Source organism: Micrococcus sp. KT16 (genome assembly GCF_003315015.1).
GTDB classification, from domain to species: Bacteria; Actinomycetota; Actinomycetes; order Actinomycetales; family Micrococcaceae; genus Micrococcus; species Micrococcus luteus.
This window is the reverse complement of sequence record NZ_QNRG01000008.1, coordinates 1-24,993: the sequence shown is the minus strand read 5'-3', so window position 1 is coordinate 24,993 and position 24,993 is coordinate 1. Positions and strand designations below refer to the sequence as shown.

The window sequence follows — 24,993 nt, the reverse complement described above, 5'->3', positions numbered from 1 at the left end:
AGGCGGGACGGTCGATCAACGGTCGGCGGCGTCCTGGTCGGGGGCGGCGGAGGCGTCCTCGCCGCCGAGGGTGCGCGGTCCCTCGATCTCGTCCTGGCCGTCGCCGGCCGTCCCCTGGCGGACCGCGTCCGCGTCCGCCGGCGGCGCGACGTAGGTGGCGGAGATGTCGCCGTCCTGGGCCGCCTGGGCCTCGCCGCTGAACTGGCCCGTGCCCGCGTCCACGGAGGCGGTGCCGGCGGGGGCGACCATCCCGAGGGCGTCGGCGCGCGCGGCCAGGTTCTGCGGCGCCTCGAGGTGGCCCACCTGTTCGGCCAGCCGCTCATTGGTCTCGGTGACGGCCTGCTGCTCCTGGCGCAGGTCCAGGAGGGCGTACTGCCGGTTGGACATCGTGATGTTCATGACGAGCACCGCCGCGAGCGCGGCGAGCACCACGAGGACGCACAGCACGGTCACCCCGGAGCGGGATCGGGGCAGCGGGGCGGGCACCACCGAGAGCGGCGTGCGCTCCTGCGGAGTCGGCCGCGCAGGGGCGACGGGGGTCGACCCGGGGCGCAGCGACTCTGCGATCCGTGCGTGTGCGGCCATGCTCATCTCCTCGTGCAGCGTCATGCCGTGGTCCTGGACGTCCTGATCTTCTCAACCGCACGCACTCTCGCGGAGGAGGCGCGACGGTTCTCGGAGATTTCTTCTTCGGTGGGCTTCTCGGTGCCGCGGGTGAGCACCCGCACCACGGGTTCGTGCTCCTCCAGCACCACTGGGAACCCCGGGGGCGCCGTGGACGTGGCCCACGCGCTCAGGTGCCGCTTCGTGATGCGGTCTTCGAGGGAGTGGTAGCTCATCACCACGAGGCGCCCGCCCACGTGGAGGGCGTCGAGGATGGCGGGCACGGCGGCGTCGAGGATGTCGAGCTCCTCGTTCACGGCGATGCGCAGGGCCTGGAAGGTGCGCTTGGCCGGGTGCCCGCCGGTGGCCCCCGCGGCGATGGGGACGGCCGAGCGGATCACCTCGACGAGGCGGCCGGTGGTCTCGATGGGGGCCTCGTCGCGGGCCCGGACGATGGCCCGTGCGATGGGGCCGGCGAAGCGCTCCTCGCCGTCGCGACGGATGATGCGGCGCAGCTCCTGCTCGTCCAGCTCCGCCACGAGCGTCGCGGCGGAGCGCTCGGCGGTGTCGTCCATGCGCATGTCCAGCGGAGCGTCGTAGGAGTAGGCGAAGCCGCGCTCCCGGTCGTCCAGCTGGTAGGAGGACACGCCGAGGTCGTAGAGCGCGGCGTCGACCTTCGTGACGCCCGCGGCGGCCATGGCCTCGGGCACCCGGTCGTAGGTGCCGTGGAAGGGGATCAGGCGCTCGGCGAGGGGGCCGAGGCGCTCGACGGCCATGGCCTGGGCGTGGACGTCGCGGTCGATGCCGATGACGCGCAGGTGGGGGAACCGGGTCAGCAGGGCCTCGGTGTGCCCGCCCATGCCCAGCGTGCCGTCGACGGCGACGGGCGTGCGGCCGGCCTCGAGCGCGGCCTGGACGGCGGGGGCGAGGAGGTCGACGACGCGGTCCCGCATCACGGGCAGGTGGCGGTCCTCGGGGCGCGGCTGGCCTGCGTCCACTCTCGACCTCCTGCTCACATCGCGGTCCTGGCGGACCTCGGGCGGGATCCCCATCCGTCCGCCGCCGCGCCTGGCCCAGGGGAAGACGGGTCAGGTGCGGCGGCGTCGGCTGGAGGTCTCGCTCGAGGTCGGGTGGTCATGGTCAGAAGACGCCGGGCAGGACGTCCTCGTCGGTCTCGGAGAAGGCGGCTTCCTGCTCGGCGAGGTAGGTGTTCCAGGACTCCGAGTCCCAGATCTCCACTCGCGTCCCCGCGCCGATCACGGTCACGTCCCGGTCCAGCCCCGCGTACTGTCGCAGCGGCGCCGGCACGGTCACCCGACCCTGCTTGTCCGGGACCTCGTCCGACGCCCCCGAGAGGAAGACGCGGATGTAGTCACGGGCCTGGCGGGAGGACAGTGGAGCCGACCTCATCTGCTCGTGGACCCGCTCGAACTCACGAGCGCTGAACACGTAGATGCAGCGCTCCTGACCCCGGGTCAGGACCAGCCCCTCCGCCAGCTCCTCGCGGAACTTGGCGGGGAGGATCAGCCGGGACTTCTCGTCGAGCCGGGGGGTGTACGTGCCCAAGAACACGGCAGACCCCCTGGCTCGTCAAGCGGTCCCTCCCGACCAAGGTCGGGACCCATGCTCTCTCCTTCCCTCCACATTACCCCACTTCCCTCCACCATCAACCCCGGACGCGGGTCCCGGCGCCACGGGCGTGTCGAGGCCCCCCGAGTCCGGCGCGCCATCCCGCGGGTCCCGGGGCCGGCGTCGCCGTGGAGGGACGTGGAGGACCGGTGGGCCCCGGTGGAGGGCCGCGGCGACGACGGAGCCTCGGGCAGCGGAAAGGCCCCGATCCGGAGCGGATCGGGGCCTGGAGTGGAGGATAGTGGGGGCACGGCGGGCCAGGCGCTCAGTCGCCTCCGGCGCGCCGCTCGTCCCAGCGCCGCTCGAGGCGGCCCATGAAGTCGCCGCCTCCCTGCCGTCGCGGTGCGCCCGACCGGCGGGCCTCCGGGCCCGAGGCCCCGGAGGCGACAGCGCGCGGCCGCGTGGTCAGCAGGAAGATGCCGGCCCCGATGACGACGACGCCGAGCACGCCCAGGAGGATCGCGTGGTTGGCGACCCCGAGGACCACGACGAGCAGCCCGACCACGGCGAGGACGGCCCCGGCCACGACGCGACCCACGGGCAGCCGATGCCGCCCCGTGTCCGCCATCTGGGTGGCCAGCCGGGGGTCCTCGGTGCGCAGCTGCTGCTCCAGCTGGTCCAGCATCCGCTGCTCATGCTCTGAGAGGGGCATGGCGACTCCTTCGAACGCGGCCTCCGACACCTCCGGGACCGGGAGGGGACGCCCGCGCGTCCGACTTGCCCTCCAGGATAGGACCTGCCGCCCCACCCTAGCCAGGTGGCGACGTCGCCGGCCCCGGAACCCCTCACTCCCGGTCCGGGCCTCCGGGGCCCGGCCGCGGCGCGTCCCGGCGGGCGTCGGCGCGGGCCTCGCGGCGACCCAGCAGCGACGCCGGCCGCACGGCCGCCGTCGGGAAGCGCCGGGCGACGGCGTCCAGGGCGGCCTCGGCACCGGCCCAGTCGCCCGCCTCCGACGCCTCGCCCTCCGTCCCCCAGGCGGGACCGCCGAAGAGCGCCTCCTGGGCCGGAGGCTGATCGGCCTCGCCCCCGAGGCGCTCGGCGCGCACGCCCACGAGCCGGATCGGATGCGGCCGTTCGGCGTGCAGCTCGCGGACGAGCCGCCGCGCCGGGCCGAGGAGGTCGTGGCCCGTGGCGGTCGGCCGGGCGAGGCGGGCGGTGCGGCTGCGGACCGACCCGTCCGGCGCCTTGAGGCGGACCGTGACCGCGCCGGCGGTGACCCCCTCCGCGCGCAGCCGGGCCGCGACCCGGTGACACAGGCGCAGGACCTCCGGGTCGACGCCCGCGACGTCGACGGGGTCGACGTCGAAGGTGTGGTCCGCGCCGATGCTGCGGGCCGCCGGGCGCGGGGCGACGGGGCGCGGGTCGATGCCCCGGGCGAGCGACGCCCACTCCCGGCCGGCGGCCCCGAACGACGCCTCCAGCCGCGCGGGGTCCACCCGGGCGAGGTCGCCGATGGTCGCCACCCCCCGCCGGGCGAGCCGCTCGGCCGCCTTGGGGCCCACGCCCCACAGCCGGCCCACGGGCAGCGGATGGAGGAAGTCCAGGGTGCGCTCCGGCGGCACGATCAGCAGGCCGTCTGGCTTGGCCGCGGTGGACGCCGTCTTGGCCACGAACTTCACGGCCGAGCCGCCCACGGTGCACGGCAGCCCCAGCTCGGAGCGGACGCGCTCCCGGATCAGGTGGCCGATGTGCTTGGGCGGGCCGAGCCGGCGGCGGGCGCCGGCGACGTCGAGGAACGCCTCGTCCACGCTGAGCTGCTCCATCACGGGGGTCACGTCCGCGAGCACGGCCATCACCTCGGCGGAGACGGCCCGGTAGAGCTGCTGGCGCGGCGGGATGACCACGAGGGGCGGGCACAGGGCGCGGGCGTGCGCCAGGGGCATCGCCGAGCGGACCCCGTAGGCCCGCGCCGCGTACGAGGCGGAGAGCACCACGGACCGGCCGCTCGGGGCGGCGACGGCGGCGGGACGCCCCTCGAGGTCGGGCTGTTCGCGCAGCTCGACGGACAGGAAGAACGCGTCCATGTCCACGTGCAGGATCGTCGCCTCATCGCGGGGTGCAGCGGGCGCGGTCTCGGACATGGACCGAGCCTATCCGGGACCGGCGAGCCGCCGCGCGGCGCGGCTAGGGTGGGGCCATGCCCGCCGACGTCGCCGTCCCCCGCCCCCGTCCCGCCGACCAGGACCGCTTCCGCGCCGCCGTCGCCGACGCCCTCGACCGCCTGCTGGCGGAGCACCGCGAACGCGCCCGGGACGTCCACCCGCTGACGGCGCCCCTCGTGGACGCGATCGCGGACCTGACCGCGGGCGGCAAGCGCCTGCGCGCCGTCCTGGCCTGGCTCGGCTGGCGGGCGGCCGGCGGCGAGGCGGAGGACCCCCGCATCGCCGAGGCGGGCGCGGCGTTCGAGCTGTTCCAGGCCGCGGCGCTGATCCACGACGACATCCTGGACCGCTCGGACACCCGCCGGGGGATGCCCAGCGTGCACCGCCGCTTCGAGTCCCTCCACCGGGAGGCGGGCTGGCGCCACGCCGCGGAGCACTTCGGCGTCTCCGCCGCGATCCTCGCCGGCGACGTCGCCCTGGGGATGAGCGAGACGGCCTTCGCGCGCGTCCTCGCCGGCACGCCCCGGGAGGATCGGGCGCGGGCCGAGCTCGAGCGGATGCGCTTCGGCGTGATGGCGGGTCAGTACCTCGACGTGGTGGCCGAGATGGCCCCGGCGGCGCGCGATGCCCGCGAGGCCGAGGCGGCCGCCGAGGCGGTGGTGGAGCACAAGTCGGCCCGCTATTCGGCGGTGCACCCGCTGGCCCTGGGCGGGCTGCTGGCGGGGGCGGACGACGGGCTGGTGACCGCGTTCGCCCGGGTGTCGCTGCCGTTCGGCATGGCGTTCCAGTACCGGGACGACCTGCTCGGCGTGTTCGGCGATCCGGCGACCACGGGCAAGCCCGCGGGCGACGACCTGCGGGAGGGGAAACAGACGGTGCTCATCGCCCGCGCCGTCGAGCTGCTCGCCCCGGACGAGGTCGCCGCGCTCGACGCGGACCTCGGCGATCCCGACCTCGGCGCGGACCGGGTGGCCCACTGGCAGGCCGTCCTCGAGGCGTGCGGTGCGCGCCAGGCCGTCGAAGAGCGGGTCGCGGTGCTCTCGCACGAGGCGGCCGGCGCCGTGGCGGGCCTGCTCGCGCACGGCGTCCCCGAGGATGTGAGCGCCGAGCTCACGCAGCTGATCGACGCCTACACGTCGCGCCGCCACTGAGCCGCACGGACCCCGCGGGCGGATGGCCGCCCGCGGGTCGGCTCACCAGGCCAGGGCCTGGGCGCGGCGCCGGATCTCGGTCTTCCGACCGTCCCGGAGCGCGTCGATGGGCCGGCCGGGCAACGACTTGTCCTCGGTGAACAGCCAACGGAGGGCCTCCTCGTCGGAGAAGCCGGCGTCGGCCAGCAGCACGAGCGTGCCCTGCAGGGAATCGAGCACGCCGGTCTCGGTGAGGAACAGCGCCGGCACGGACCGCACCGCGGGCTCGGGGCGACGCACGGCCAGCAGGCGGCGATCATGCACGAGGTTGTGGACGCGGGTCACACGCTGGTCGAGGCGCTCCGCCACGTCGGGCACGGAGAGCCACTCGCCCACGAGGGCGTCGAGCTCGGCGGGGATCGCGTCAGCGGGGACCGGGGTGTCGGAGGAAGTGGTGCTCACAGGCGCCAGCCTACGTGGCCGCCGACGGGCCCGGCCCATCGCGCCCCGGACGGCATGGATCTCAGTATGGTCACGAAGATCACATTCCGATAACATCGCCGAGGCTCCATGGCCGGGCGCCGACGTCGTCGGTCGACCGCGGGGGCCACGGGTCCCACCCGTCACTTCCCCGTCGTGTTCCATCCGTCCGATCCGATGCCGAGGTCTGCCGTGTCCCACACCCCCGTCCGCTCCCGCCGCCTGCGCTCCGTCCTGACCGGCGGTGCGGTGCCCCTGCTGCTGCTCACCGGTCTGCCCGCCCAGGCCCACGCCCAGGAGGCGGCGGTGCACACCGTGCGCCCGGGCGACTCCCTCACCCGGATCTCGGCCGCCCGCGGCGTCTCCGTCGCCGACCTGCTGCGGTTCAACGGCCTGGGCCTGGAGACCGTGCTCTACCCGGGTGACGAGCTCCGCCTGACCGGCGCGGCGGCCCCGGCCCCGGCCGCGGGGACCTACACGGTGCAGCCGAACGACGGGTGGTGGGTCATCGCCCGCCGCACCGGCGTCTCCGCCGCGCAGCTGCAGCGGCTCAACGGCATGAGCGCGTCGAGCATGCTCCACCCGGGCATGGTCCTGACCACGCAGCGCACGGCCGCCGCACCGAAGGCCCCCGCGTCGCCCGCCCCGACCACGACCCCCGCCACCGCGCCGGCATCGAAGACCCCGACGGCGGCCGGCGGGACGGTCCGGTACACCGTGGTCTCCGGCGACTCCCTCTGGGGGATCTCCCAGCGGTTCGAGGTCTCCATCCCCCGTCTGCGCGAGCTCAACGGCCTGACGCGGGCCTCGACGCTGCACCCCGGCGACGTGCTCGTGATCTCCGACGGCACCCTCGAGGTGGAGCCGGTCTCCGCCGTCCAGGCGGTCGGCGACACCTTCCTCGGGCGCACCTACGCGCCGCACGTGACGGCCTCGGCGAACGAGAACCTGCGCCTGCTGCGCTCCGTCCCGCAGCCCACCCCCGAGCAGATGCAGCAGATCGTCCGCGAGACCGCCGAGCGGATGGGCGTGGACCCTCGCCTGGCCCTGGGCCACGCGTACACCGAGTCCCGCTTCCGCATGGCCTCGGTCTCCCCCGGCAACGCCGTGGGGGCGATGCAGGTCATCCCGATCACGGGCGAGTTCGCCTCGGAGCTGGTGGGCCGCGAGCTGAACCTGCTGGACCCCCACGACAACGCGGTGGCCGGCGTCGCGTTCATCAAGTACGTGCAGGACCGCACCCCCACCCTCGATGAGGGCATCGGGGCCTACTACCAGGGCCTCGGCGGGGTGCTGGACAGCGGCCTGAACCCGGAGGCACGGGACTACGTGGCCAAGGTGCGCGCCGCGATGGCGATGTTCTGATCCGCCGGCGGCGGACCGCCCCGAGGGGTCCGCCGCCTGTCCTACCCTGGGACGATGAGCAGCGCACGCCGCGACCCCCTCGTGGGGGGCATCGTCGACGGCCGCTACCGGGTCGTCGAGCGGCTGGCCCGGGGCGGCATGTCCACCGTCTACCTGGCCGTGGACGAGCGTCTCGACCGCCAGGTGGCGCTCAAGGTCATGCACCCGCACCTGGCGGAGGACCCCGTCCTCGTCGGCCGGTTCGAGCAGGAGGCCAAGACGACGGCGCGGCTGTCCCATCCGCACGTCGTCGCGGTCCTGGACCAGGGCCACACCGAGGCCGAGGACGGCGACGTGCTGGCCTACCTCGTGATGGAGCACGTGCCCGGCCGCACGCTGCGCACCGTCATCCGGGACCGGGCCCCGCTCTCGCCCCGGGAGGCGCTGCGGTTCCTGCGTCCGCTCGTCGACGGCCTGGCCGCCGCGCACCGCGCCGGGCTGGTGCACCGGGACGTGAAGCCCGAGAACGTGCTCGTCCGCGACGACGGCCGGGTGACGGTCGCGGACTTCGGCCTGTCCCGCGCCGCCACGGCCCACACCATGGCCGGGCAGGCCGTCGTGGGCACGCCCGCCTACCTCGCCCCCGAGCACATCGCCGGGGCGCCCGCCGACGCCCGCTCCGACGTGTACGCCGTGGGCATCATCCTGTTCGAGCTGCTCACGGGCCGCCAGCCGTACACCGCGGCGACCGCGCTGCAGGTCGCCTACCGACACGTCCACGAGCGGGTCCCCGTGCCGTCCACGCTGCACCCCGGGCTCCCCGAGGACCTCGACGACCTCGTGCTGTGGTGCACCGAGCCGGACCCGGCCGACCGGCCCGCCGGTGCCGGCGAGCTCCTGCACCGCATCGACGCCGTGGCGGCGGGCCTGGACGCCGACGAACCGGACCGCCACCCCGCCGAGGGCCCGGATGCGGAGCCGGCGGTGGGCGCCCCCGCCGCCGATGGCCCCGAGGACGCAGCCCCGGACGGGAACCTGGAGACCCGGGCCCTCGACGCCGGCGACCACCACGCGACGCGCCTGCTCCCCGCCCTGGCCGAGTCCGACCTCGACGAGGACATGACCGACGTCATCGACACCCGTGTGGCGACGCACGGGGGCGACCCGCGGCCCGCCGCGCACCCGGCGGAGCCGATCGGCCCGCTCGGGCTCGACCCCGCTCCGGCGGACCGGCATCCGGGGCGCAGCTCCCAGCGGCGGCTGCGTCGGGCGGCCCGCCGTCCCGCGCTCGACCTCGGCCAGGGCACCGGCCGGGCCGCCGCGATCGGCGCGGCCGTGACCCTGCTGCTCACCGGCGTCGCCCTGCTGCTGGGCTGGACGCTGGGCTCCGGCGGCCTCGGAGTCGGCGGCGTGGCGGTGGTCCCCGACCTCGACGGGCTGGCCCGGGAGGCGGCGGAGGAACGGCTGACCGCCGCGGGCTTCACCGCGGCGGTCACGGCCCGGCACGACGAACTCCGCACGGAGGGCACGGTCGTCGCCAGCTCGCCCGCGGCCGGGGAGCCGGCGGGGCGCGGCACCCCCGTCGAGCTCACCGTCTCCGCCGGCCCCGCGCCGGTGCCGGTGCCGGACCTGACCGGCGTCGTGATCCGGCGGGCCCACGGCGTGGCCCGGGGCGCCCGATTCACCGTGGAGGTCGCGGAGCGCCGCACCGATCCCGCGGTGCCGGCCGGGGCCGTGCTCGAGCAGCACCCGGCCCCCGGCGAGCAGGCGACGCCGGGCACCGCGGTCCGCGTGGTGCTCTCCGAAGGCCGCGCCGTGCGCCCGGTGCCGGACGCGACCGGGCAGGATCCGGAGATGGCGGGCACGACGCTGGCGGACGACGGCTGGGACGCCCGCGTGCATCGCCTGCCGCTGCCGCTCTCCGGCCGGGGCGAGTCCCGGGTCCTGCACCAGTCCCCCGCCGCCGGGACCGCCCTGCCCGAGGGCACCGCGGTCCACGTCTGGGTCGGCTGAGCCGGGGCGTGCCCGGCCGCGCGGTCAGGCCCGCGGCGCGCGGCGCTCGGGGTGGGAGAGGGCCTCGGTGACCTTGAACGCCATCTCCAGGGACTGCTGGTGGTTCAGCCGCGGGTCGCACAGCGTCTCGTAGCGGGCGTCGAAGTCGGCCTCGTTGATCGGGTCGGAGCCGCCCAGGCACTCGGCGACGTCGTCGCCGGTCAGCTCGACGTGCATGCCGCCCGGGTGCGTGCCGAGCTCGCGGTGCACCTCGAAGAAGCCGCTGACCTCGTCCATCACGTCCTCGAACCGGCGGGTCTTGTAGCCGTTGGCCGCGGTCACGGTGTTGCCGTGCATGGGGTCGGTGACCCACACCGGCTCCAGCCCCGCGTCCCGGACGCCCTCGACGATGCCGGGGAGCACGTCCCGGATCCGCTCCGCGCCCATGCGGGTGATGAAGGTCAGGCGGCCCGGCTCGCGCTCCGGGTCCAGCCGCTCCGCGAGCTCGAGGGCATCCGCGGTCGTGGTGGTCGGGCCGAGCTTCACGCCGATCGGGTTGCGGACCCGGGAGAGGAAGTCGACGTGGGCGCCATCCACCTGGCGGGTGCGCTCGCCGATCCACAGGAAGTGGGCGCTCGTGGCGTAGGGGTCGCCGCTGCGTGAGTCCACGCGGGTCAGGGCGCGCTCGTAGTCGAGCAGGAGCGCCTCGTGGGCCGAGTAGAACTCGGTGCGGCGCATGGCCTCGAAGTCCACGCCCGCGGCGTTCATGAAGCGGACCGCGCGGTCGATCTCGGCGGCCATCTCCTCGTACTGGGCGTAGGCCGGGTTGGCCATGAAGCCCTGGTTCCACTGGTGCACGCTGCGCAGATCGGCGAAGCCGCCCTGGGTGAAGGCGCGGACCAGGTTCAGGGTGGAGGCGGAGGTGTGGTAGGCCTGCACCATCCGTCGGGCGTCGTGCCGGCGTGCCTGCTCGGTGAACTCGTAGCCGTTCACGATCTCGCCGCGGAAGCTGGGCAGCGTGACGCCGTCGCGGGTCTCCGTGTCCGAGGACCGCGGCTTGGCGAACTGGCCGGCGATCCGGCCCATCTTCACGACCGGCATGGAGGCGCCGTAGGTCAGCACCGCGGCCATCTGCAGGATGGTCTTCACCCGGGCGCTGATCCGGTTGGCGGTGGACCCGGCGAACGTCTCGGCGCAGTCGCCGCCCTGCAGGAGGAACGCGCGGCCCTGGGCGACGTCGGCCAGACGGGCGCGCAGCAGGTCGACCTCGCCCGCGAAGACGAGCGGGGGCAGGGCGCTCAGCTCGGCGACGGCGGCGCGGTGATCGGCCTCGTCCGCCCAGGACGGCGCCTGCGCGATCGGCAGCGAGCGCCAGTGGTCCAGGCCGGGGATGTCGGCGGCGCCCTCCGAGATGGCGGTGCCGAAGGCCAGGATCTTCTCGCGGGGGTCTTCAGTCATGTGCACCAGGCTAGGGGCCGCGTGCCGCGCCCCGGTCTGAGCGTCCCCGGATGACGACGCGCGGGCCCCGCTCAGTCGCGGGCGCGTGGCGGAGCGGCCGTACGGCCCGCCTTCACGTCCGCCGCGTAGGTGTCCACGTACTCCTGGCCCGACAGGCGCCGGATGGCCTCCATGATCTCGTCCGTCACCTCCCGCAGCACCCGGGGGTCGCCGGCGGCCTCGGCACGGTCGGAGAAGTCCAGCGGCTCGCCGAAGATCATGCCCAGGCGCCGGATCCGCGGCAGCACGTGGCCGATCGGCTGCACCCGGTCCGTGCCGATCATCGCGATGGGCACCACGGGCGCGCCCGAGGCCAGCGCGAGCTTGGCCACGCCGATCTTGCCGCGGTGCAGCCGCCCGTCCGGGCTGCGGGTGCCCTCCGGGTAGATCCCGAGCAGCCGGCCCTCCCGCAGCGCCTCGAGGCCCGCGTCCAGCGAGCGCAGGGACGCCTCTCCGCCGGAGCGGTCCATGGGCAGCTGGTTCGCCGCCTCGAAGAACCGGCGGGTGACCCAGCCCTTCACGCCCGGGCCGGTGAAGTACTCGTGCTTGGCCAGGAAGTGCACCTGGCGGTCGAGCATGGCCGGCATGAACACCGAGTCCGAGACGGACAGGTGGTTGCTGGCCAGGATCGCCGGGCCCTCGGCCGGCACGTTCCCGAGGCCCTTCACCCAGGGGCGGAACAGCAGGCGGGTGGCCGGAGCCACGGCGAACGTCTTGGCGGACCAGTAGAACGTGGACACGAGGGCCTTCCGGTCGGGGCGGTCGGGTGCCTGCCCATCGTATGGTCCGCCTGCCTTACCCTGGCACCATGCCCCGCCCCGTCGCCGTCGCCCCCGAAGACCTCCCCCTGCGCCTCATGCCCGCCGCTCCCGCCCGGCGCGACCACTGCGTCGTGCTCCTGCACGGGTTCACCTCGACTCCGGCCTCCGTCCGCGCCTGGGCCGAGGGGCTCGCGGCAGGCGGCTCCCCCGTGAGCGTGCCCCTGCTGCCGGGGCACGGCACCCGGTGGGAGGACCTCGCCGCCACCGGTGCGGACGAGATCCGCGCCGCCGTCCGGGCCGTCGTGGACCTCGAGCTCGCCCGACACGGCCGCGTGGTCATGGCGGGCATCTCGATGGGCGGCGCCCTCGCGCTCGACGCCGCCGCCCACCGACCCGTGGCCGGGGTGCTCGTGGTGAACCCCGCGCTGCGCTTCGCCAGCCCGCTCGCCCCCTTCGCCCCGCTGCTGGCCCCGTTCGTCCCCACGGTCGCCCCGATCGCGGACGACATCGCGGACCCGACGGCGCGCGAGCGCGCCTACCCCCGCACGCCGGTGGCCGGCGTCGCCGCCCTCGGCCGCATCCAGCGGGCCGCCCGCCGCGCCCTGCCGCGGATCACCGCTCCCGTGACGGTCTACCGGTCCGCCCGCGACGCCGTCGTGCCCGCCTCGAGCCACCGGACCCTGGTGCGGGGCCTGCGCCAGGCCCCCGTGGAGGTGGTGGGACTGCCCCGCAGCCGCCACGTCGCCACGCTCGACTACGACCTGCCGCTGCTGATCGACCACGGCCGGAGCGCGGTCGCCGCCATGACGACGCACTGAGTCGCGCCCGGACCCTGCCGCTGCCGGTTGTAGAGTGTGCGTGACACGACTCACACATACTTCCGTTCCGCCGACCATCGGTCGGCGGGACCGACCCGACGCCCGAGGAGTCCCATGCACGAGATCAGCGAGCCGTACCACCACCCCCGCCTGTCCCCGGAGGCGAACATCACGGACTTCCTGGAACGCCAGGCCACGGAGCGTCCCGACCACGGCCTCTTCGCGGTGCCCGACGCGCAGGACCAGTGGACGGACGTCTCCGCCCGGGACGCCCGCGAACGCGTGCGGGCCCTGGCCAAGGGGCTCATCGCCGCCGGGATCCAGCCCGGGGAGACGGTCGGTCTCCTGGCCTCCACCCGCCTGGAGTGGACACTGGTCGACTTCGCCATCTGGTATGCCGGCGCGGTCACCGTGCCGGTGTACGAGACCTCCTCCGTCAGCCAGGTGTCCTGGATCATCGAGGACTCGGACGTGCGCGCCGTCGTGACCGGGAACGAGGACCTCGCCAAGACGGTGCGGGACGCGGTGCAGCGCGAGGGCCTGCCGGAGCTGATCGGCCTGTGGACGATGGACCCGGCCGACGGCGCCCCCGGCTCCGGCCTCGAGGCGCTCGTCGCCCTGGGCGCGGACGTCACCGATGAGGAGCTCGAGACGCGCCGGTCCTCCGCCGGCCTGGCCGACCTGGCGACCATCATCTACACCTCCGGCACCACGGGCCGGCCCAAGGGCTGCGAGCTCACGCACGAGAACTTCGCGGAGCTCGTCAACCAGACCCTGTCCTCCTCGCTCGGCGACGTCGTCCGCGAGGACACCTCCACCGTGCTGTTCATCCCCCTGGCGCACGTGTTCGCGCGCTTCGTCTCTGTGCTCACCGTCGCCGCGGGCGCACGCTGCGGGCACGTCTCGGACATCAAGCGGCTCTCGGTCTCGTTGCAGACCTTCCAGCCGAGCTTCGTGCTGGCCGTGCCGCGCGTGTTCGAGAAGATCTACAACGCGGCGCTGCTCAACGCGCAGAGCGGCGGCAAGGAGAAGATCTTCCGCCGTGGCGCGGACGTGGCGATCCGCTGGTCCCGGGCGCTGGACTCGGGCCAGATGACGGCGCCCCTGCGGCTGCAGCGCGCGTTCTACTCCGCGCTCGTCTACCGCCGGATCCGGACGGCCATGGGCGGCCGGCTCGCGTACGCGGTCTCCGGCGGCGGCCCCCTCTCCACCGACCTGGCGCACTTCTTCCGCGGCGTGGGCGTGACCATCCTCGAGGGCTACGGCCTCACCGAGACGACGGCCCCCATCACCGTGGGCCGGCCGGACCGGCTGAAGATCGGCACGGTCGGACACCCCCTCGGCGGCAACCAGGTGCGGATCGCCGAGGACGGCGAGATCCTCACGCGCGGCACGTCGCTGATGCGCGGCTACCACAACCGGCCGGAGGCGAACGAGGAGGCCTTCGAAGACGGCTGGTTCCGCACCGGCGACCTCGGGGCCCTGGACGACGACGGCTTCCTCACGATCACCGGCCGCAAGAAGGAGCTGCTGGTGACGGCCGGCGGCAAGAACGTGGCACCGGCGATGCTCGAGGACGCGATCCGCAGCGACGCGCTCGTCTCCCAGGTGATGGTGGTCGGCGACGGCAAGCCCTTCATCGCGGCGATCGTCACCCTCGACACCGACACCCTGCCCGCGTGGCTCGCCGCGAACGGGCTGCCGAAGGACCTCGACGTCGCTGCGGCCGCACGCGAGGACGCGGTGCGCCGTCACATCCAGGAGGCCGTGGACAAGGCCAACAGCCTGGTCTCGCGCGCCGAGGGGATCCGGGAGTTCCGCATCCTCGACCGCGACTTCTCCCTGGAGGAGGGCCATGTGACCCCGTCCCTGAAGATGCGCCGGTCGGCGATCATGAAGGACTTCGCCGCGCAGATCGCGGACATCTACGGGGAGCCCGCCCCGCAGAACTGAACGCCCCTCGACGACGGCGCCCGGCCCCCGCGGCCGGGCGTCGTCGTCCCCGCGGGTCCGGTCAGAGCAGACCGGAGTCCGGCACGTCCAGGCCCAGCAGCGCGTTCTCGACGACCTCGGTGAGGGCCGGGTGGGGCCAGTACTGGCCCCGCGCGAGCCGGTGGGCGTCGATGCCGAACGCCATGCCGGTCACGAGCGGCTGGATGAGGTTCGCGGCCTCGTGCCCCAGGATGTGCCCGCCCAGGATCCGTCCCGTGGCCTTCTCCGCGACGACGGTGCACACGCCCTCGGTGTCCTCCATGGCCCAGCCGTAGGCGACGTCCCCGAAGGACTGGGTCTTCACCGTGATCGCGTCCGCGCCGTAGTCGGCGAGCGCCTGTTCCACCGTGAGCCCGACGGAGGCCGCCTGCGGATGGGTGAACACGGCCGCCGGCACGGGGCCGAGCGTGTTGGTGCGGAGGTCGTCCGGATGCTCCAGGTTGTGCGCGATGACGCGGGCCTCATGATTGGCCACGTGCTTGAGCTGCCACGTGTTGGCGACATCCCCGAGCACGTAGACCCCCTCCACCGGAGCACCGTCGGAGAGTGCGCGCTGGTGCTCGTCGCTGGCCAGGATGCCGTCGTCGGTGACGTCCAGTCCCGCGGCGGCGGGGTCGAGGCGGTCCGTGTTCGGCGTCCGGCCGACCGCGATCAGCACCGCGTCCGCCTCGATGGCCTCCTCCACGATGCCGGTCTGCTCCTGGCCCTCCGCGCGATCCAGGCGCACCCGGACCCAGCCGTCCGCGGCCCGCTCGGCGTCCTCGACCGGTTCGATCCCGGCCGGGGTCCACCCCGTGCGCAGGTCCCACCGCCGGGCCGCGATCTTCGTGAACGTCGTGGACACGGACATGTCGTGCTGCTTGAGCAGCCGGTGGCCGCGGTTGACCTGGACGACCTCGGTGCCCAGCCCGGCGAAGACGGACGCGAACTCGCAGGCGATGAACCCGCCGCCCACCACGAGCAGCCGCCGCGGCAGCCGATCCATCCGCATCACGGTGTCCGAGGTGTGCACCGACGGCAGGTCCAGGCCCGGGATCGCCGGGAGGGTGGGCCGCGACCCCGCGGCGACCACCACCTGGTCCGCCGTGATCTCCCGGCCCGAGGCGGTGCGCACGCGGCGGGGGCCGACGAAGCGGACCTCCTCCTGGATCACGCTCGTGTAGTCCAGATCGTCCCGGCGGTAGCGGAGCCCGTCGCGGCTGATGCCGTCGATGCGCGTGAAGATGCGGTCCCGGATGGCCGGGAAGTCGGCGCCCGTGAACTCCAGCCCCACCCCGAGGCTCCGGGCCTCGGGCGGCAGCGCCGCCAGGCTGGCCGGGTAGGCGTACATCTTGGTGGGGATGCAGCCGACGTTCATGCAGGTGCCGCCGAACGGGCCGGAGTCGGCGATCACGACGCTCCGGCCCTTCCAGTGTTCGCTGACCAGGGAGTTCCCCGATCCGGAGCCGATGATGAGCAGGTCGTGGTGTTCCGCAGTGGTGGCCATGCCTCCCAGGATAGGCACGGGCCCGGACGCGGTGGCGTCCGGGCCCGTGGGGCGGCCCGCCGGCGGCGGGCTCACGCGGGGCTCACTCGATCACGAGCAGCAGGTCTCCGCCGTTGACGGGCGTGATGCCCTCCGTGACCACGCGGCGCACGGTGCCCGCGACCTGGGCCGTGATCGCGGCCTCCATCTTCATCGCCTCGATCGTGGCCACCGCCTGGCCGACCTCGACGGCGTCGCCCTCGGCCACCTGGACGGTGACCGAGCCCGCGAACGGGGCGGCGACGTGGCCGGGGGTGCCGGGGTCCGCCTTCTCCGCGGTCCGCACGGTGGACTCGATCGAGCGGTCGCGGACGGTCATCTGGCGCAGCTGGCCGTTCAGGGTGACCATCACGGTGCGCATGCCCTTCTCGTCCGGCTCGGAGACGGACATGAGGGTGGCGAGCAGCCGCACACCGCGTCCGAGCGAGATGACGTGCTCGCGCCCGGGGACGAGGCCGTAGAGGAAGTCGCGGGTGTGCAGGGTGACGGTGTCCCCGAACTCCTCGCGGTGCGCCTCGAACTCCTTCGTGGGGCCGGGGAAGAGCAGGCGGTTCAGCACCCCGCGGCGGGTCTGTCCGGCCTCGCCGAGGGCGCTCGAGTCCTCCGCGGAGATCTCCACCATGCCCGCGCCCTCGCGGCGACCCTGGAGGGCCTTGGTCCGGAAGGGCTCCGGCCAGCCGCCGGGCGGGTCGCCGAGCTCGCCGCGCAGGAAGCCGATCACGGAGTCCGGGATGTCGAACTCCTGCGGACGCTCCGCGAACTCCTTCGGGTCCACGCCGGAGCCGACCAGCTGCAGCGCCAGATCGCCCACCACCTTGGAGGACGGGGTGACCTTGACGAGGTGGCCGAGCAGGTCGTCGGCCGCGGCGTACATCGACTCGATGGCCTCGAACCGCTCCCCCAGGCCGAGCGCGATCGCCTGCGTGCGCAGGTTGGACAGCTGGCCGCCCGGGATCTCGTGGTGGTACACGCGGCCGGTCGGGGCGGGCAGCCCCGCCTCGAAGGGCGCGTACGCCGAGCGGACGGACTCCCAGTAGGGCTCCATCGCGGTGGCGGCCTCGAGGCCGAGACCGGTGTCCCGCTCCGTGTGCTCGAGCGCCGCCACCAGGGCGGACAGCGGCACCTGGCTGGTGGTGCCCGCCATGGACGCGGTGGCCGCGTCGACGGCGTCCACGCCGGCCTCCGCCGCTGCGAGCAGGGTGGCCAGCTGACCGCCGGCGGTGTCGTGCGTGTGCAGGTGCACGGGCAGGTCGAACTCGGCGCGCAGGGCGGTGACCAGCTCGCGCGCCGCGGCGGGCCGCAGCAGGCCCGCCATGTCCTTGATCGCCAGGACGTGGGCGCCGGCGTCGACCATCCGGCGGGCGAGGCCCAGGTAGTAGTCGAGCGTGTAGAGCGTCTCCTTCGGGTCCGTCATGTTGCCCGTGTAGCACAGGGCCGCCTCGGCCACGGCGGTGCCCGTGGCACGCACCGCCTCGATGGCCGGGGTGATCTGCTCGACGTCGTTGAGGGCGTCGAAGATGCGGAACACGTCGACGCCGGACGCCGCGGCCTCGGCCACGAACGCGTCCGTCACCTCGGTGGGGTACGGCGTGTAGCCCACCGTGTTGCGGCCGCGCAGCAGCATCTGGATCGGGATGTTCGGCAGCTCCGCGCGCAGCAGCTCGAGGCGCTGCCACGGGTCCTCGTGGAGGAAGCGCAGCGCGACGTCGTACGTCGCCCCGCCCCAGGCCTCCACCGAGAGCAGCCCCGGCAGGGTGTGCGCGACGGCGGGGGCGGCGGCCAGCAGGTCGCGCGTGCGGACGCGGGTGGCCAGCAGGGACTGGTGGGCGTCGCGGAACGTGGTGTCCGTGACGGCCAGCGCGGTCTGCTCGCGCAGGGTGCGGGCGAAGCCCTCGGGGCCCTGCTCCAGCAGCACCTGACGCCAGCCGCGCGGGGGCACCGCGTCCTCGTTCCGGCTCGGGCCGTCGAAGGGCGAGCGGTCCGGCTCCTGGTGCTTGTCGCCCGGGTGCTCGGGGAGGCGGTCGCGAGGGTCGATGCCCTCGACGCGCGGGCCGTGCGGCTGGTTGACGGTGACGTCCACGAGATACTGCAGGGCCTTGGATCCGCGGTCCTGGGAGCGGTTCACCGTGGCCAGCTCGGGGTGCTTGTCGATGAAGTCCGTGGCGACGTCGCCGCTGAGGAACTGCGGGTCGTCCATCACGTTCATCAGGAACGGGATGTTGGTGGCCACGCCGCGCACGCGGAACTCTGCCAGGGCGCGGCGCACGCGGCGCACCGCCGTGGCGTAGTCGCGTCCGCGGCAGGTGAGCTTGACCAGCATGGAGTCGAAGTGGGGGCTGATCTCCGCACCGGCGTAGATGGTGCCGCCGTCGAGGCGCACACCGGAGCCGCCGGCCGAGCGGTAGGCGGTGATGGTGCCGGTGTCCGGGCGGAAGCCGTTGGCCGGGTCCTCGGTGGTGATGCGGCACTGGATGGCGAAGCCGCGGACCTGGAGGGCGTCCTGGGTGATGCCCAGCTCGGGCAGGGTGGCGCCGGCGGCGATGCGCAGCTGCGCGCCCACCAGGTCGACGTCCGTGACCTCCTCGGTCACGGTGTGCTCCACCTGGATGCGGGGGTTCATCTCGATGAACACGTGCTGGCCCGCACGCTCGCCCGCCGTGTCCACGAGGAACTCGACGGTGCCCGCGTTGACGTACCCCATCTCCTTGGCGAAGGCGACGGCGTCCCGGTGCAGGGCCTGCCGGATCTCCTCGTCCAGGTTCGGGGCCGGGGCCATCTCGATGACCTTCTGGTGGCGGCGCTGGAGCGAGCAGTCCCGCTCGAAGAGGTGCACGACGTTGCCCTCGCCGTCGGCGAGGATCTGCACCTCGATGTGCCGCGGCCGCAGGACGGCCTGCTCGAGGAACACGGTGGGGTCGCCGAAGGCGGTGTCCGCCTCGCGCATCGCGGCCTCGAGGGAGCCGCGCAGGTCCTCGCGGCGCTCGACGCGGCGCATGCCGCGGCCGCCGCCGCCGGCGACGGCCTTGACGAAGATGGGGAAGCCGATCTCCTCGGCCTGCTCCAGGAGCCACTCGACGTCGGCGCTCGGGTCCGAGGAGGCCAGGGTGGGGATGCCCGCGCGCTTGGCCGCGCGCAGGGCCTCGACCTTGTTGCCGGTCAGCTCGAGGACGTCGGCGGGCGGGCCGACGAAGGTGATCCCGTTCTCGGCCGCGGCGCGGGCCAGGCCGGCGTTCTCCGACAGGAAGCCGTAGCCCGGGTAGATCGCGTCGGCCCCGGCGTCCTTGGCCACGCGGATGATCTCGTCCACGTCGAGGTAGGCGCGCACGGGGTGGCCCTCCTCGCCGATGCGGTAGGCCTCGTCCGCCTTCTGGCGGTGGATCGAATTGCGGTCCTCGTAGGGGAAGACGGCGACGGTGCGGGCGCCCAGCTCGTAGCAGGCGCGGAAGGCGCGGACGGCGATCTCGCCGCGGTTGGCCACCAAGACCTTGGAGAAGACGGCGCCGGCTCCGGTCGACCCGGCCGCGTCCTCTGGAGGGGTGAAGTTCTCGACAGGTGCGGTCATGGTTGGGAGTGTGTCACACCGCGCCGGAGTTCCGCCTCATGTCGCGCACAGTCACCGCTGCGAGACGAAAGATGACTGGTTCGGCGCTGTGGGGCGCCGACGCCGGCCCGGCCTCGTGCCGGGGCCGGCGTCGGCCGCGGGCGCCCCGCGGAGGAGGGTCAGGCGGAGCGGCGGGCCCGACGCCGCCCGGCCAGCTCGTCCCCCGGCTCGGGGGCCCCGACCACGCTCTCGCGGGGCAGCTCGGCGAGGCTGCCCTCGACCTCGCGCCACACGCGGCCGACGGCGATCCCGAAGACGCCCTGGCCGCCCTGGACGAGGTCCACGACCTCGTCCGCCGAGGTGCACTCGTACACCGAGGCGCCGTCGCTCATCAGGGTGATCTGCGCCAGGTCCTCGACACCCCGCTCGCGCAGGTGGCCCACGGCGGTGCGGATCTGCTGGAGCGAGACGCCGGTGTCCAGGAGGCGCTTGACCACCTTGAGGACGAGGATGTCGCGGAACGAGTAGAGCCGCTGGGAGCCGGAGCCGGAGGCGCTGCGGACCGTGGGGACCACGAGATCCGTGCGGGCCCAGTAGTCGAGCTGGCGATAGGTGATGCCGGCGGCCTTGCACGCGGTGGGACCGCGGAAGCCGACGTCGTCGCCCCGGGTCGCGCCCTCGTCGAAGAGCGTGCCCTGGGCGCCGAGCGCGGGGGGCCGGCCAGGACCTGCAGTGGGTGTCACGGGGAACCTCCTGGTGCGGGGCCCCCGGTGCGGGGAGGGGGACGCGACCGTCGTGTGCCGCCGGTGACCGTGGCGGCGCTCCCCGGTGACCGTGGGGAGGGCGACGGAGGCGCCCCGGGTGGCGGGGCCCTCTTCCCCTCGAAGGTACGCGCGGGTCCGGGGACGGTCAACGAAGCCGGCGGCGAGACCGCGCCGTGTCGCGCCGGCTCCGCTCAGGCGAAGTCCTCGGGGCGCACCGTGTCCAGGAAGTCGCGGAAGTCCTCGACGGCGCGCTCCTGGCCGGCGTCCTCCTCCCCCGTCCGCGCCGGCATGCCGGCGTCCGCGAGCACGGCAGGGCTGCCGAGCACGGGGGCGTCGGCGCGCAGGGCGACCACGACGGCGTCCGACGCGCGCGCGTCGACCCGGGCGCCCGTGGAGAGCACGAGCTCGGCGTGCACGACCTCGCCCCGGACCTCGGTGAGCCGCACCCGCACGACCTCGGCGCCCAGGGCGTCGACGGCGGCCAGGAGCAGCTCATGGGTGAGGGGCCGGGGCGCGCGGACGCCCTCAAGCGCGAGCGCGGCGGCGGCGGCCTCGGGCGCGCCCACCCACAGCGGGACCATCGTGCGGCCGGGCGGGTCCACCAGCAGTATCACGTGGTGCTGTTCGGGCAGCTCGACGCGCACGCCGAGCACGGAGAGCGGCACGTCGCCGGCGTCGTCGGCGGGCACGGGGCGCGGCTCAGTCATCCCACTGCTCCAGCCCCACGGCCACGAGGGCCGCATGCAGCCGCAGGCTGGCCTGCGCGATCTCGCGTGCCGAGCGGGCCACGCGGGGGCGGGTGCCGGCGTCGCGGCGGGCCTGCAGCGGGGCGACGGCGCGCTCCACCAGGCCCAGTTCGCGGTCGGCCGCGGCCCGCAGCGGGCGCAGGTGCCGGGGCTCCAGGCCGTGGCCCGCGAGCACGACGGCGGCCCGGGCCACGTCCATCGCGTGGCTCGGGTAGCCGCCGTCGGGATCGACGGGCAGGAGCGAGTACTGATCCAGCTCGGCCAGCAGCTCCTCGCCCGCCCCGGATTCGGCGGCGAGCTCGGCACGGGTCCACGACCGGCGGCCCCCGGCGACCTCGCGGCCGAGCCGCTCCGCGTCCGAGGACGCCGGGGCCGCCGCGGTTCCGGGCAGGCCGGTGGGGCGTTCACCGCGGTCCAGCGCGGCCAGGTGGTCGGCGATCACCTTGAGCGGCAGGAAGTGGTCGCGCTGCAGGGCGAGGACGAACCGGAGCCGGTCCACGTCCTCGGGCCGGAAGCGCCGGTAGCCGGCGCTGGTCCGCTCGGGCAGCACGAGGCCGCGGTCCTCCAGGAAGCGCACCTTGGACGCGGTGACGCCGGGGAATTCGACTTCGAGGGAGGCTACGACCTCGCCGATGCCCAGCCGGCCCGCAGGGCGGGCGGTGGGGACGGCGTCGGGGCGCGGGCGCGGATCGGTCACGAGGATGACGGCTCAGCCCCGCGCCGGCCCGGCGTAGTACGTGAGCCGGTACTTGCCGATCTGCACGTGCATCCCGGAGCGCAGCAGGATCTCGTCCACCCGGTCGTGGTTCACGAAGGTGCCGTTGAGGGAGTTCAGGTCCACGAGCCGGTGGCCGCCGTCCTCGGCCCGGAACTCCGCGTGACGACGGGAGACGGTGACGTCGTCGAGGAAGATGTCCGCGTCCGGGTGGCGCCCCACGGAGACCACGTCCTCGTCCAGCAGGAAGCGGGCCGACTGGTCCGGGCCCTCGTGGGCGAGCAGCAGCGCGGAACCGGCCGGGAGGGCGCGGATCGCGTCCGACTCCTCACGGGTGAGGTCCGCCGAGACCAGCGGCGCCAGCTCGGTGAGGTTGATGGCGGAGGTGGACAGGTCCGGTTCACGTCCGGGCTGGTTCATGGGGTGCTCCTGTGCGGGGGCCGGCGCCGCGGCGCCGGAGGGAGAGACGAAGGGGACGCCGTCGCCCCGCCGGCCGGCGGCGGGGCGACGGCGGACGGGGCTCAGCTGGTGTGCGAGGCGTAGCCCTCGGCGTCCATGAGGCCCTCGAGCTGGGCCTCGTCCGCGAGGGTGATCTCGAACAGCCAGCCGCCCTCGTAGGGGGCGGAGTTGACCAGGCCGGGCTCGCCGTCGAGCTCGTCGTTGACGGCGGCCACGGTGCCGGAGACCGGGGCGTAGATGTCCGAGACGGACTTCGTGGACTCGACCTCGCCCACCGCGGTGCCCGCGGTGACCTCGGTGCCGACCTCCGGCAGGTCCACGTACACGACGTCACCCAGCGCATCCTGGGCGAAGTCGGTGATGCCCACGCGGACCGTGCCGGCGGCACCGGCCTCGGCGATCCACTCGTGCTCGGCGGAGTACTTCAGGCCTTCGGGGATGGAGCTCATGGAGTGCGCGTCCTTTGTGTGGTCGGGAGGGATGACGTCGTCTCGCAGACTACCGAGCGGCGCGTGATTCGCGCCACTGGCGTGCTCAGAGCACGCCGCGCATGCCGCGACGCACCGGCTTGGCGATGGCCAGCACGATCAGGCCCACGCCGAGGGTGACCGCACCGATCGTGCCGAAGTAGCCCACCTCGTTCTGCTCCGAGTAGGAGCCGGCCAGGGAGCCGGCCAGGGCCGTGCCCAGGGCGACGGACAGGTTGTACAGCGACACCATCATCACCGGGAAGCTGCGCGGGGCGACCTTGGTGGCCAGGGAGAGGCCCACCGGGGAGACGAGCAGCTCGCCCATGGTGCAGACGAAGAGGATCAGCGTCAGCCACAGCAGCGGCACGGCGGCGACGTCGGCCACCGGGATGAACAGCAGGAAGGCGATGCCGATCAGGACGATGCCGATGCCGAACTTCACCGGGGTGGCGGGCTGGCGGGTGCCCAGCTTGGTCCACAGCGCGGCGAACACCGGGGCGAACACGATGATGAAGATCGGGTTGATGGAGTTGACCCACTCCATGGGCATGAGCCAGCCGAACAGGTTCCGGTCGAGGCGGTGCTCGGAGTACAGCGCGATCACGGTGAACTGCTGCTGGAAGAGGGCGAAGAACACGGACGTGCCGATGAACAGCGGGATGAACGCCTTCACGCGCGAGCGCTCCTCCTCCGAGACCTTCGTCGAGGTCAGCAGGACCGCGAAGATCGCGATGGCCGCGACGGCGGCGAGCACGACGACGGCGTCGGAGAGGTTGTCCAGGGTGATGACGTCCGTGAGGAACAGGGCCACGACGACGGCGACCATCCCCAGGCCGATCAGGCCCCAGCGGCCGTACTGCGACCGCGGCAGCGGATCCGGGACCCGGTGCACGTCCGTGGGCAGGTTCTTGCGGGTCAGGGCGTACTGCGTCAGGCCGATGGCCATGCCGGCGGCGGCGAGGCCGAAGCCCACGTGGAAGCCCATCGTGTCGCGCGCCAGGCCGGTGAGCAGCGGGCCGAAGAGGGCGCCGATGTTCACGCCCATGTAGAAGATGGAGAAGCCGGCATCGCGCTTGGGGTCCTCGCGGGAGTACAGGGAGCCGACGAGGTTCGTGGCGTTGGCCTTGAGGCCGCCCGAACCGACGGCGACGAGCACGAGGCCCAGGGTCAGGCCCGGGACGCCCGGGACGAGGGCCAGCGCGATGTGGCCCAACATGATCCCGACGGCGCTGACGAACATGGTGCGCTCGGAACCGAGCAGGCGGTCGGCGACCCAGCCGCCGAGGATGCAGAACACGTACACCATGCCGCCGTAGGCGCCGACGATGCCCGTGGCCACGGCCGGGTCGATCCCGAGGCCGCCCTCCGCGGCGGTCCAGGACATGTAGTACACGAGCATCGCCTGCATGCCGTAGAAGGAGAAGCGCTCCCACAGCTCCACGGAGAACAGGTTCGCCAGCGGGCCGGGCTGGCCGAGGAACGGGCGGCCGCGCCAGTCGGGGGTGGCGTCGTCGGGACGGGTGGCCGTCGACGCCGCCACGCGGGCGGACGGCTCGACGTCGGGCACGCGGCCCGCGAGAGGATTCTGGGGATTTTCCACCGATCTACTGTCCTCCCCTGAGGGAGCCAGAGCAAACTCCCCGCCCGATGACGCCGATCACATCCGCGGCCCGGGCGGCGTACGTCCTAGAGTGGAGGCCGTGTCCGTCACCTCCGAGATCGCCCGTGCCCGCTCGCTCATCCGTGTGGTCCCCGACCATCCCAGCCCGGGCGTGGCCTTCCAGGACATCACGCCCCTGCTCGCCGACGCCCGCGCCCTGAGGGAGTGTGTTGAGGCCCTGGTGGCGCCGTTCGAGGGGCGGTTCGACCTCGTGGCCGGCCTCGAGGCCCGCGGGTTCCTGCTCGCCGGGGCGGCCGCCGTCCTGACAGGCACCGGCCTCGTGCCGCTGCGCAAGGCCGGGCGCCTCCCGGCGCCCGCAGCCCGCGCGGACTACACGCTGGAGTACGGGACCGCGAGCATCGAGGTCTCCGAGGACCTGCGGGCCGGGTCACGGGTGCTCCTGCTCGACGACGTCCTCGCCACGGGCGGCACCCTCGCCGCCGGCCGACGGCTCATCGAGGCACGGGGTGCGGAGGTGGTGGGCGCGGCCTGCCTGCTGGAACTCAGGGCCCTCGGCGGCCGGGCCGTCGTGCCGGACACGCACGTGCTGTTCGCAGCCTGAACCGCCCGCCCGACCGACGGGGAGTGGCGGCAAAGGTGGCCCGGCCCCGGGTACGACGAAGCCGGAGCCCTGCGCTGCAGGACTCCGGCCTCGTGAATGTGGTCGGGCTGCTGCGAAACTACTGCCAACAAGCGCGGAGAACCGCGGAACTGGCCGAGCTCCTGGCCACGGCACGCGAGTCGACGCGGAGCCCGGGCGACCGC

Annotated in this window: 22 protein-coding genes; 6 read left to right on the top strand and 16 right to left on the bottom strand. The window is 74.2% G+C overall.

Annotated elements, in window-relative coordinates; genetic code table 11:
* Positions 1-15: 15 nt before the first annotated feature.
* The 5 genes from DE149_RS07835 to dinB all read right to left on the bottom strand — a co-directional run bounded on the left by DE149_RS07835 (position 16) and on the right by dinB (position 4,313).
* Positions 16-585, bottom strand: a complete 570-nt coding sequence (locus DE149_RS07835) for a hypothetical protein (protein WP_230297511.1) — start codon at positions 583-585, stop codon at positions 16-18.
* A 20-nt stretch (positions 586-605) separates the two neighbouring features.
* Positions 606-1,601 (bottom strand): 16S rRNA (cytosine(1402)-N(4))-methyltransferase RsmH, encoded by a 996-nt coding sequence (rsmH, locus tag DE149_RS07830; protein WP_113914285.1) that lies wholly within the window; start codon positions 1,599-1,601, stop codon positions 606-608.
* A gap of 142 nt (positions 1,602-1,743) precedes the next feature.
* Complete coding sequence (gene mraZ / locus DE149_RS07825) at positions 1,744-2,175, bottom strand: division/cell wall cluster transcriptional repressor MraZ (RefSeq protein WP_002854575.1); 432 nt, start codon at positions 2,173-2,175, stop codon at positions 1,744-1,746.
* A gap of 322 nt (positions 2,176-2,497) precedes the next feature.
* The gene (locus DE149_RS07820; RefSeq protein ID WP_012750919.1) at positions 2,498-2,884 is read right to left on the bottom strand and encodes a DUF3040 domain-containing protein; all 387 of its coding nucleotides are present in this window, start codon (positions 2,882-2,884) and stop codon (positions 2,498-2,500) included.
* Between the two features lie 133 nt (positions 2,885-3,017).
* Positions 3,018-4,313, bottom strand: a complete 1,296-nt coding sequence (gene dinB, locus DE149_RS07815; protein ID WP_113914284.1) for a DNA polymerase IV — start codon at positions 4,311-4,313, stop codon at positions 3,018-3,020.
* 56 nt (positions 4,314-4,369) lie between these two features.
* Here dinB and DE149_RS07810 point away from each other — a divergent pair, with 56 nt between their 5' ends.
* On the top strand, positions 4,370-5,485 hold the full coding sequence (locus DE149_RS07810) for a polyprenyl synthetase family protein (protein WP_113914283.1): 1,116 nt from the start codon (positions 4,370-4,372) through the stop codon (positions 5,483-5,485).
* Positions 5,486-5,527: 42 nt separating this feature from the next.
* Here the strand turns inward: DE149_RS07810 and DE149_RS07805 are convergent, their stop codons facing one another.
* Positions 5,528-5,926 (bottom strand): Rv2175c family DNA-binding protein, encoded by a 399-nt coding sequence (locus DE149_RS07805; protein ID WP_113914282.1) that lies wholly within the window; start codon positions 5,924-5,926, stop codon positions 5,528-5,530.
* A gap of 210 nt (positions 5,927-6,136) precedes the next feature.
* Between DE149_RS07805 and DE149_RS07800 the strand changes: the two genes are divergently transcribed.
* Positions 6,137-7,309: a LysM peptidoglycan-binding domain-containing protein gene (locus DE149_RS07800; protein ID WP_113914281.1), complete on the top strand. Its 1,173-nt coding sequence runs from the start codon at positions 6,137-6,139 to the stop codon at positions 7,307-7,309.
* A gap of 54 nt (positions 7,310-7,363) precedes the next feature.
* Positions 7,364-9,301, top strand: a complete 1,938-nt coding sequence (pknB, locus tag DE149_RS07795) for a Stk1 family PASTA domain-containing Ser/Thr kinase (protein WP_233490726.1) — start codon at positions 7,364-7,366, stop codon at positions 9,299-9,301.
* Positions 9,302-9,325: 24 nt separating this feature from the next.
* Here the strand turns inward: pknB and DE149_RS07790 are convergent, their stop codons facing one another.
* Together DE149_RS07790 and DE149_RS07785 are read right to left on the bottom strand one after the other, a co-directional pair.
* On the bottom strand, positions 9,326-10,738 hold the full coding sequence (locus DE149_RS07790; RefSeq protein WP_002854593.1) for a class II 3-deoxy-7-phosphoheptulonate synthase: 1,413 nt from the start codon (positions 10,736-10,738) through the stop codon (positions 9,326-9,328).
* A 71-nt stretch (positions 10,739-10,809) separates the two neighbouring features.
* Complete coding sequence (locus DE149_RS07785; protein ID WP_036316678.1) at positions 10,810-11,517, bottom strand: 1-acyl-sn-glycerol-3-phosphate acyltransferase; 708 nt, start codon at positions 11,515-11,517, stop codon at positions 10,810-10,812.
* Positions 11,518-11,585: 68 nt separating this feature from the next.
* On the opposite strand from DE149_RS07785, the gene DE149_RS07780 reads away from it, so the two are divergent.
* Together DE149_RS07780 and DE149_RS07775 are read left to right on the top strand one after the other, a co-directional pair.
* Complete coding sequence (locus DE149_RS07780; RefSeq protein WP_036316677.1) at positions 11,586-12,356, top strand: carboxylesterase; 771 nt, start codon at positions 11,586-11,588, stop codon at positions 12,354-12,356.
* Positions 12,357-12,470: 114 nt separating this feature from the next.
* Positions 12,471-14,309 (top strand): long-chain fatty acid--CoA ligase, encoded by a 1,839-nt coding sequence (locus tag DE149_RS07775; protein WP_036340491.1) that lies wholly within the window; start codon positions 12,471-12,473, stop codon positions 14,307-14,309.
* Between the two features lie 61 nt (positions 14,310-14,370).
* Here DE149_RS07775 and DE149_RS07770 read toward each other — a convergent pair whose 3' ends face one another.
* The 8 genes from DE149_RS07770 to DE149_RS07735 all read right to left on the bottom strand — a co-directional run bounded on the left by DE149_RS07770 (position 14,371) and on the right by DE149_RS07735 (position 24,168).
* Positions 14,371-15,834, bottom strand: coding sequence for a mycothione reductase (locus tag DE149_RS07770; protein WP_113914279.1), 1,464 nt, complete (start codon positions 15,832-15,834; stop codon positions 14,371-14,373).
* Between the two features lie 82 nt (positions 15,835-15,916).
* Positions 15,917-19,435 (bottom strand): pyruvate carboxylase, encoded by a 3,519-nt coding sequence (locus tag DE149_RS07765; protein ID WP_113914278.1) that lies wholly within the window; start codon positions 19,433-19,435, stop codon positions 15,917-15,919.
* A gap of 158 nt (positions 19,436-19,593) precedes the next feature.
* The gene (locus tag DE149_RS07760; protein ID WP_113914277.1) at positions 19,594-20,157 is read right to left on the bottom strand and encodes a MerR family transcriptional regulator; all 564 of its coding nucleotides are present in this window, start codon (positions 20,155-20,157) and stop codon (positions 19,594-19,596) included.
* A gap of 212 nt (positions 20,158-20,369) precedes the next feature.
* On the bottom strand, positions 20,370-20,885 hold the full coding sequence (locus tag DE149_RS07755) for a bifunctional nuclease family protein (protein WP_052007123.1): 516 nt from the start codon (positions 20,883-20,885) through the stop codon (positions 20,370-20,372).
* Positions 20,878-21,621 carry a MerR family transcriptional regulator gene (locus tag DE149_RS07750; RefSeq protein WP_051995300.1) on the bottom strand — a complete coding sequence of 248 codons (744 nt, stop codon included), beginning with the start codon at positions 21,619-21,621 and terminating at the stop codon, positions 20,878-20,880. The genes DE149_RS07755 and DE149_RS07750 overlap by 8 nt, the downstream gene beginning before the upstream one ends.
* A 12-nt stretch (positions 21,622-21,633) precedes the next feature.
* Entirely contained in the window at positions 21,634-22,059 is a 426-nt protein-coding gene (locus tag DE149_RS07745; protein ID WP_002854606.1) for an FHA domain-containing protein, read from the bottom strand.
* A 101-nt stretch (positions 22,060-22,160) separates the two neighbouring features.
* Positions 22,161-22,547, bottom strand: coding sequence for a glycine cleavage system protein GcvH (gcvH, locus tag DE149_RS07740; RefSeq protein WP_002854607.1), 387 nt, complete (start codon positions 22,545-22,547; stop codon positions 22,161-22,163).
* 85 nt (positions 22,548-22,632) lie between these two features.
* Positions 22,633-24,168 carry a peptide MFS transporter gene (locus DE149_RS07735; RefSeq protein WP_036316670.1) on the bottom strand — a complete coding sequence of 512 codons (1,536 nt, stop codon included), beginning with the start codon at positions 24,166-24,168 and terminating at the stop codon, positions 22,633-22,635.
* Between the two features lie 100 nt (positions 24,169-24,268).
* Between DE149_RS07735 and DE149_RS07730 the strand changes: the two genes are divergently transcribed.
* On the top strand, positions 24,269-24,790 hold the full coding sequence (locus DE149_RS07730; protein WP_043278777.1) for an adenine phosphoribosyltransferase: 522 nt from the start codon (positions 24,269-24,271) through the stop codon (positions 24,788-24,790).
* Positions 24,791-24,993 lie beyond the last annotated feature (203 nt).

What these genes read in the sequence shown, in the direction of transcription:
- DE149_RS07810 (WP_113914283.1), top strand. Translation starts at nt 4,370, where the DNA reads ATGCCCGCCGACGTCGCCGTCCCCCGCCCCCGTCCCGCCGACCAGGAC.
- DE149_RS07745 (WP_002854606.1), bottom strand. Translation starts at nt 22,059, where the DNA reads ATGAACCAGCCCGGACGTGAACCGGACCTGTCCACCTCCGCCATCAAC.
- pknB (WP_233490726.1), top strand. Translation starts at nt 7,364, where the DNA reads ATGAGCAGCGCACGCCGCGACCCCCTCGTGGGGGGCATCGTCGACGGC.
- DE149_RS07820 (WP_012750919.1), bottom strand. Translation starts at nt 2,884, where the DNA reads ATGCCCCTCTCAGAGCATGAGCAGCGGATGCTGGACCAGCTGGAGCAG.
- dinB (WP_113914284.1), bottom strand. Translation starts at nt 4,313, where the DNA reads ATGTCCGAGACCGCGCCCGCTGCACCCCGCGATGAGGCGACGATCCTG.
- DE149_RS07775 (WP_036340491.1), top strand. Translation starts at nt 12,471, where the DNA reads ATGCACGAGATCAGCGAGCCGTACCACCACCCCCGCCTGTCCCCGGAG.
- gcvH (WP_002854607.1), bottom strand. Translation starts at nt 22,547, where the DNA reads ATGAGCTCCATCCCCGAAGGCCTGAAGTACTCCGCCGAGCACGAGTGG.
- DE149_RS07780 (WP_036316677.1), top strand. Translation starts at nt 11,586, where the DNA reads ATGCCCCGCCCCGTCGCCGTCGCCCCCGAAGACCTCCCCCTGCGCCTC.
- DE149_RS07770 (WP_113914279.1), bottom strand. Translation starts at nt 15,834, where the DNA reads ATGGCCACCACTGCGGAACACCACGACCTGCTCATCATCGGCTCCGGA.
- DE149_RS07790 (WP_002854593.1), bottom strand. Translation starts at nt 10,738, where the DNA reads ATGACTGAAGACCCCCGCGAGAAGATCCTGGCCTTCGGCACCGCCATC.
- DE149_RS07765 (WP_113914278.1), bottom strand. Translation starts at nt 19,435, where the DNA reads ATGACCGCACCTGTCGAGAACTTCACCCCTCCAGAGGACGCGGCCGGG.
- DE149_RS07835 (WP_230297511.1), bottom strand. Translation starts at nt 585, where the DNA reads ATGGCCGCACACGCACGGATCGCAGAGTCGCTGCGCCCCGGGTCGACC.
- DE149_RS07755 (WP_052007123.1), bottom strand. Translation starts at nt 20,885, where the DNA reads ATGACTGAGCCGCGCCCCGTGCCCGCCGACGACGCCGGCGACGTGCCG.